The 7,705-nt window shown below is 43.4% G+C and carries 6 protein-coding genes and 1 tRNA gene; 2 read left to right on the top strand and 5 right to left on the bottom strand.

What is annotated here, in order from left to right; genetic code table 11:
* Positions 1–147: 147 nt before the first annotated feature.
* The gene (lpdA, locus tag AACS98_RS19500; protein WP_066382961.1) at positions 148–1,575 is read right to left on the bottom strand and encodes a dihydrolipoyl dehydrogenase; all 1,428 of its coding nucleotides are present in this window, start codon (positions 1,573–1,575) and stop codon (positions 148–150) included.
* Between the two features lie 186 nt (positions 1,576–1,761).
* Here lpdA and AACS98_RS19495 point away from each other — a divergent pair, with 186 nt between their 5' ends.
* Positions 1,762–3,537: an SWIM zinc finger domain-containing protein gene (locus tag AACS98_RS19495; protein WP_066382924.1), complete on the top strand. Its 1,776-nt coding sequence runs from the start codon at positions 1,762–1,764 to the stop codon at positions 3,535–3,537.
* A gap of 69 nt (positions 3,538–3,606) precedes the next feature.
* Here AACS98_RS19495 and AACS98_RS19490 read toward each other — a convergent pair whose 3' ends face one another.
* The 4 genes from AACS98_RS19490 to AACS98_RS19475 all read right to left on the bottom strand — a co-directional run bounded on the left by AACS98_RS19490 (position 3,607) and on the right by AACS98_RS19475 (position 6,139).
* The gene (locus AACS98_RS19490) at positions 3,607–3,714 is read right to left on the bottom strand and encodes a type II toxin-antitoxin system PemK/MazF family toxin (protein ID WP_197480143.1); all 108 of its coding nucleotides are present in this window, start codon (positions 3,712–3,714) and stop codon (positions 3,607–3,609) included.
* Between the two features lie 188 nt (positions 3,715–3,902).
* Positions 3,903–3,989, bottom strand: a tRNA-Ser gene (locus AACS98_RS19485).
* A gap of 165 nt (positions 3,990–4,154) precedes the next feature.
* The gene (locus AACS98_RS19480; RefSeq protein ID WP_066382923.1) at positions 4,155–4,694 is read right to left on the bottom strand and encodes a GAF domain-containing protein; all 540 of its coding nucleotides are present in this window, start codon (positions 4,692–4,694) and stop codon (positions 4,155–4,157) included.
* Between the two features lie 260 nt (positions 4,695–4,954).
* Positions 4,955–6,139 carry an NAD(P)H-quinone oxidoreductase subunit H gene (locus AACS98_RS19475; RefSeq protein ID WP_066382922.1) on the bottom strand — a complete coding sequence of 395 codons (1,185 nt, stop codon included), beginning with the start codon at positions 6,137–6,139 and terminating at the stop codon, positions 4,955–4,957.
* Between the two features lie 677 nt (positions 6,140–6,816).
* Between AACS98_RS19475 and rsmH the strand changes: the two genes are divergently transcribed.
* Positions 6,817–7,705: 16S rRNA (cytosine(1402)-N(4))-methyltransferase RsmH (rsmH, locus tag AACS98_RS19470; protein ID WP_066382919.1), on the top strand; the 889-nt coding region annotated here is incomplete at its 3' end.

Genomic DNA, 7,705 nt, shown 5'->3' with positions numbered 1-7,705 from the left:
AACCCGCCTACAGAACTTTTCGCAAAATTCTTGCATTAAAGATTTTTTGGGGAAAAATCTTCCTCATCTAAGTTTCTTAATTGCGAATTGAGAATTGCGAATTGCGAATTGGTATAACTCCCTCATCTCCCCTGACACCCTTACTACCTAGACAACTGCACGTTTATATGCTTCATCCAACACTTCCGACAGTGTTGGGTGGGCGTGGACTAAATGGGCTAGAGTTTGGACAGTTTGACGGTTAGCTATGGCTGCTGACGCTTCGTGGATTAAGTCGGAGGCGTGTAAACCAAAAATGTGTACACCTAAAACTTCCCCGGTGTCTTTGCGGTAGATAACTTTAGCTATACCGTCGGCTTCGTTTTCTGCCAAGGCTTTAGAATTACCTTTGAAGTAACTTCTACTGGTGGCAATTTCAAAACCTTCAGCTTGTCCTAATTCCTTAGCGGCTGTTTCTGTTAAGCCGACATAGCTAACTTCAGGATGGGTAAAGGCGGCGGCGGGAATGCTACGATAATCGGCTTTTCTATCCCGTCCGAGCATATTTTCTACAGCAACTATACCCTGTGCTGAAGCTGCGTGTGCTAACATCATCTTGCCGTTAGCATCGCCAATTGCCCATAAATGCGGTACAACTTCCCCGGCTGATAGCACTGCCATGCGATCGTCAACCGGGATAAAATTACGGCGGTCTAGTTCTACACCCACAGATTCTAAACCGAGATTTTGAGTAGCAGGAATGCGTCCTGTGGCTACTAAGCAAGCATCAACTTCGATGACATCGACTACTTCCTTAGTTTTGAAATCTGCCAACTCAATCACTACAGGCGAACCAGGAATTACTTTTTTCGCGTAGATTCCCACTTTTGTTTCAATATCGCGGGGTGTAATTAGTACCCGTTCTGCGATTTTAGCAATGTCGCGGTCAAACCCTGGCATGAGTAAATCAAGGGCTTCAATCAATGTGATTTCACAGCCCAAAGCTGAGTAAATATCAGAGAACTCTAAACCAATGTAACCACTACCAATAATGGCTATCCATTGGGGGAGTTTTTCTAGCTTCACAGCTTGGTCGCTAGTGAAAACTGTTGTACCATCTACTTCAATCCCTGGGGGTACAAAAGGTACAGAACCAGGAGACAGAATAATATCCTTAGCGGTAATGGTTTTTTCACCACCTTCGCCTGTCACCGTCACTTTTTGGATGCCGGCGATTTTACCCCAACCCCTGATGATATCGACTCCCAGGCGTTTGAGGCTGTTGGTTAAATCTCCTTGAATTTTGGAGACAAGATTATTGGCGTGATCAGCGATCGCTTGACGATCAAATTCTACACCGCCAATCTGAATTCCCAAAGACTTCAGGTGGTGGGCATCGCGCAATTCCCGCACACGTCCAGATGCGGCTAACAACGCCTTAGATGGAATACAGCCTCGGTTGACACAAGTTCCCCCCATATCGGCTGCTTCAATAATCGCTGTTTTCAGGCCGCAACTTACCGCGTGTAGGGCTGCGCCATGTCCCCCTACACCTGCGCCTATAATCACTAAATCATAATCAAAGTCATGACTCACGTTAGTTTCCCCGTGTGCTTCGCATAATCTATTCTCAACTCCACCTGCCATCCGTGCAACCCCCATTGTGAATTGATTTGTCCCCCTCATCTTCCCATTATGACCATAAAAGTATTTGCAGCCTTATGGCTGAATAATTAATCTGGAATTACAATCACCTATAGGATTTTTCCCAACGATCGCTTAATGTCTTTTCCGAATATCAGTGAATTCACAGTCCGCCGTTATGCCAACTCGAAGTCTTTTCAGCGCGGTGAGGCATACTTTGCATCAGGTGCTGTTACTAAAATTACCCAGCGTGGACAGCAGATACAGGCCGAGGTTGAAGGTAATCAAGGCCAGCCTTATCATGTCTGCCTGAATTTTCATGATCAAGGTATAGCTTCAGCCAACTGTGATTGTGCCTATAGTTTCGATGGTTGGTGTAAACATATTGTAGCAACGATACTGGTTTTTACCCGTCAACCAGATATCATTGAACAACGCCCTACCCTAGAACAACTATTAAATCGTCTTGATCATCTCCAGACTCAAAGACTGGTGCAGGAATTAGTTGCAGAGCAACCCCAACTAATTGATATTATCGATCAACACGTCAGTTGGATGACGAACCCTGCGCCCAAACCTCTATCCACTCAATCAGAAAGGCAAATTACTGTAAATGTTGCGGGATTTCGACGAGACGTTCAGCAAATTCTCCGGGATGCTGTAGATTACTTTGAGGAGGGATATGAGGAAGATCCTTTAACAGAAGAATTATTTAGTTTGGTGCAAGCGGCGTTAGAGTTTAATGAACGGGGAGAAAGTTATAATGCGATCGCCATTCTAGAAGCCATTACCTCTACCTGTGCAGAAAATTGGGACGAGGTATTAGAATACGGTGCTGATAATGATGAAATTTCCTGGGAATTGAATCTTGTTTGGAGTGAGGTAATTCTCTGTGCCGAACTCACCCCAGAAGAAAAAGTTGATTTGCAAGTAAATTTGGAAGTCTGGCAAGACGAATGGCATACTGATTTTGCTATGGCTTTAGAAGCTTTACGCCAAGGTTGGAATGACACGCAACTGCTGCTAGTTCTCCAGGGAAATATCACAGAAAAAGGGGTTTGGGCGCAAGAAATACCAGAATATGCAGATGATTTGGCAATTATTCGCCTGAAAATTTTAGAACGTCAACAACGTTACCCAGAATATCTGTATGTAGCGCAAGCAGAAGGACAAACGGAAGCATATCTCACTATGTTAGCACGCTTAGGCAGGATAGAGGAAGCCGTTGCCACTGCCCAAACAGAAATGAGTTCCCAAGAAGAAGCTTTCGCTTTAGCTAAAACTCTCGCACAACAAGGTTCATTGTCGCAAGCTTTAGAAATTGCCGCAGCTGGTTTTGAGTTATGGGGAAATTGTCAGTACGAGTTGGGAATTTGGACAAGTGATTTAGCCCTAGAATTGGGTAATCGTGAAGCTGCTTTATTAGCACTCACCGCCGCTTTTGAAGTTAAGCCGCAGTTTGTAGATTATCAAAAGATTGCAGAATTAGCCGGAGAAGACTGGGAAATCATTAAACTAGATTTATTGAGAATAATTTACACCTGTGAGGATTGGGGAAGGGAATCCGCAAAGGTAGATATATTTTTACATGAAGGATTAATTGATGATGCTATTGCAACGGTGAGCGAACTGACTCATCATCACGCGCCTTTAATTCATCGTGTCATGGAAGCAGCCATTAATCATCATCCTGACTGGGTAATTGCTAACGCCAGTCGTCGCGCCGAAAGAATTATGAATGCAGGTAAAGCGGAATATTATGGTGAAGCTATTGCATGGTTAAAACAAGCACGCGCTGCCTATATAGCATCTGGAAGACAAGCAGATTGGACACGTTATCGAGAATTGTTGATAGCCATCCACGGGCGTAAGCGTAAATTCATGGGAATGTTAGAACAAGAGGGTATGGATTGAAATATAAGTTGTGACAAATTTATGTATTGTTTTTCCCCTGTAACCCCAGAATTGTAGACAAGGCCAATGCTAATTGCTCATTTGTACAATTACAACAGGTCTAATTCCTGCTTGTTCTGTTCCCACGACTGGATTTAAATCACACAGAAATACATCCCCTCGTTGAACATCTACCACTTAATTTCTCCACGCGCTAGGCGGTTTTCATAGTCTTCTAAGTTTAAAAGGTCAATCTACGAGCGATCGCACACAAAACATCCTCACTTTAACCGCGTAACATTCACCTAACCGCCATTACACACTCAGGCTTTTAGATTCTTCTGTGTGCCTTTGCGCGAATCTATAATTTTTCAAAGCTAACTAAACGGAGAGGGGGGGATTTGAACCCCCGAACAAGTTACCCTGTTTCCGCATTTCGAGTGCGGTGCATTCAACCACTCTGCCACCTCTCCAGATATTCATTTAGGGGTGTGGTATGTTTCCCAAGCTGGGAATGTTTACCTATAACCCATGCTACTTGTCTAAAGACTACGGCTTGTTCGCAACCTATTGTACCACATATATCATTCTGCTTGTCATGCCACAGACTACACTTGTCTGATGCTACATCTCAAACTTTAACTGTCAAGGATATATGTTGATGTGGCTAGAGTTTTTGCTGCTGCTTGCATCAGTTCAATGTCTGGTTTTGACCAAAAATGTGGACTTTGACAGTGATGTGCGACTAATAACCCCCATAATCCTTTGGGTGTGACAATGGGTACAACTAGGTTAGCACGAACTTGCATAGTGCGGAGAAAATCCCGATGACAAGCTTCTATAGGTTCGGCTTCCACATCAGCGATCGCTCTCACACGCCCTGCCAAATACAAAGCTGCATATTCGTCCTTAAAACATTCATCAGGCCCTGTTGATCCTAAGATGGAAAATTCCTGAGAACTTAAGGATTCAAAAGTTACCTGTCCATGCCACTGCCAATAAAAATAATATAAAACTACACGATCAACCTGAAGAGCGTCACGAAGTTGATGCGTCGTTTGTCTAATCAATGCGTCCCTTTGCATTGTTTGCACAAGACGATCAAGAACCTTTTTCAAGCCCTCTTCAGCACTTGTATTTGAACTTGGATCAAATTCTGCGTGAGGATAAATTGACACAGTTTTAAAATTATAAATTCAGTCAGACCTGTTAGTTCTATATAGTAATTGATGAGATTTTATGGCAAAACTATACTACCCCAAAAGGTTTTATATAATTCTGCACTAATAGAATAATAAACAAAAGTTCCCTTATTTTGAATAACTTAAACTTCAATTAATATAACTTTTTGTTGGTAAATCTCATTATAATTCATTAAAATTTAATATTTTTAATTTTGAACAATCTTGTAGGTGGGCATTGCCCACCCTGAAGATAGCTATCGGTCAACAGAACCCATGATTACGTCGATACTACCGAGAATCACGACAATATCTGCGACTTTTACACCCCGCAGCAAATGAGGTAGAATCTGGAGGTTATTAAAATCTGCTGGGCGAATCTTCCACCGCCAGGGGAAGACGTTATCATCGCCTACTAAATAAATACCTAGTTCGCCTTTACCACTTTCTACACGGGCGTAAGCTTCGCCTTTGGGCATTTTGAAGGTGGGAGCAACTTTTTTAGCAATGTATTGATAATCAAAGGCATCCCACTCGGATTTTTTCCCAGCAGCTAAACGCTTGGCTTCTAGGTTTTCGTAGGGGCCTCCGGGGAGTCCTTTGAGGGCTTGCTTGAGAATCTTCACAGATTCGCGCATTTCCCGCATCCGCACCATGTAACGCGCTAAACAATCTCCCGCAGTTTCCCACTGTACATCCCAGTCAAAATCGTCGTAGCATTCGTAGTGGTCTACTTTCCGTAAATCCCACTTCACACCAGAAGCGCGTAACATCGGGCCGGAAAGTCCCCAGTTAATTGCTTCTTCGCGGGTGATAGTCCCTATACCTTCAACACGACGGCGGAAGATGGGGTTATTGGTAACTAACTTTTCGTATTCATCAACTACGGGTAGGAAGTAGTCACAGAATTCCATACACTTATCTACCCAACCGTAGGGTAAATCAGCCGCAACGCCACCCACACGGAAGTAGTTGTTATTTACCATCCGGTAGCCTGTGGCTGCTTCCCATAAATCATAGATCATCTCCCGTTCCCGGAACTGGTAGAAAAAGGGAGTTTGCGCGCCTACGTCGGCTAGGAAGGGGCCAAACCATAGCAGGTGGTTGGCGATGCGGTTTAATTCTAGCATGATGACGCGGATGTAGCTGGCACGTTTTGGTACAGTGATACCTGCTAGTTTTTCCGGTGCGTTGACGGTGACAGCTTCATTAAACATACCTGCTGCGTAGTCCCATCGGCTAACGTAGGGGACATACATAACGGTGGTGCGGTTTTCGGCGATTTTTTCCATTCCTCGGTGCAGGTAGCCAATCACCGGTTCACAGTCAACCACATCTTCACCATCTAAAGTGACAATTAACCGCAGAACCCCGTGCATGGAGGGATGGTGTGGCCCCATGTTCAGCACCATAGGTTCAGTGCGGGTTTCTATTCTTGCCATAAGTTCCGTGTTCTCCCATTCAGAAAATTTTCAGTTGAACCGCTTAGATGCCATCCAGACACGAGTTTCATGTCTGCCAGTATCACTTTTGTAGAGACAATAATTTTGGGACAAGCCCGGCATTTATTGCCCATACAGGAGTATGTTGGAGGGATGGGGGCAGCAGAGGACTGTTTCTCGATGTTGCATTTTGTTTCACTTCTTCAACTATTATATGAAAGCTCGATATCCAATAAATTAAGGCACGGGATTTTTTCATCTCGCCTGAGTCGGGAGAGGAAAATCGGCAGTGCTGAGACAGGGGAGGTAAGTTTTGATGTTTGAGTCTAGATATTAAGATAAGTTATTTTTTGCGTTCAAATTTGAATTTACCAGAAAAAATACGCCTGTATATTTTTCATTTCAATTTTGATTTTCTTAGCTACTGGCGAATAGAGTATTTTTGATGTTCTGTATTCAGTAGCTCAATGATGAGAGGTTATTATTCAGGCGATCGCTCGCATTTTCCGGTAATTACTCATGACTCACACGATATGATTTTAATTAGTTATCACACTGACAATCAAAACTAAACTCAATAGCAAATTAACGGTTAAACATAGAATAATTATCAAGTTATATTGGGCGACTTTTTGGGTTTTAAATAATATAAATGTATTTTTTTACGCTAAAATCTCATGAATTCTCATTCTGCCAACTTACCCGCTACCGAAGAACCCACTTTTTCCCATTTACCAGTGTTACCGCAGGAAGTAATTACAGGTTTGGGGGTACATTCTGGGGGACATTATCTAGATGCAACGGTAGGGGGTGGCGGGCATAGTCGTCTAATTTTAGAGGCTGCGCCGGATGTGCGGTTAACGGCACTTGATCAAGATGAAGATGCTTTAGCCGCCGCACAAAAGGAATTAGCGGAGTTTGGCGAAAGAGTTACGTTTATCCGCAGCAATTTTGCGGCATATAGTTATCCCACAGCTAGGTTTGATGGGATTTTAGCAGATTTGGGTGTGAGTTCTTACCACTTAGATACTCCAGAGCGAGGTTTTAGCTTTCGCCATACTGGTAGTTTAGATATGCGAATGGATCAAAGGCAAGCTGTGACGGCGGCTGATGTGATTAATGAGTGGGATGAGACGGATTTAGCAGATATTTTCTTTAAATACGGAGAAGAACGGCTATCACGGCGCATTGCTAGACGAATTGTCGAAAAAAGACCATTCCATACCACTACAGAATTAGCTGAGGCGATCGCTTTTAGTGTGCCGCGTCAATACCGTTATGGTAGAATTCATCCGGCTACCCGTGTGTTTCAAGCCTTGCGTATTGTCGTTAACGATGAGTTAAAATCCCTGGAAACTTTTTTAACTACAGCACCTAACGCCCTAGTCACAGGTGGCAAAATTGCCATTATCAGCTTTCATAGTCTAGAAGACCGTTTAGTAAAACATGGTTTACGTAATTCACCCCTATTAAAAGTCTTGACAAAAAAGCCAATTACTGCTGTTGAAGCTGAAATTGCCAATAACCCGCGATCGCGTTCTGCCAAACTCAGGATAGCAGAGAGGG

Origin of the sequence: Anabaena sp. CA = ATCC 33047 (assembly GCF_963870205.1) — a bacterium.
Lineage (GTDB): Bacteria > Cyanobacteriota > Cyanobacteriia > Cyanobacteriales > Nostocaceae > Trichormus.
Note: the sequence above shows the minus strand (reverse complement) of the source record. Positions and strands in the feature narration are given on the sequence as shown.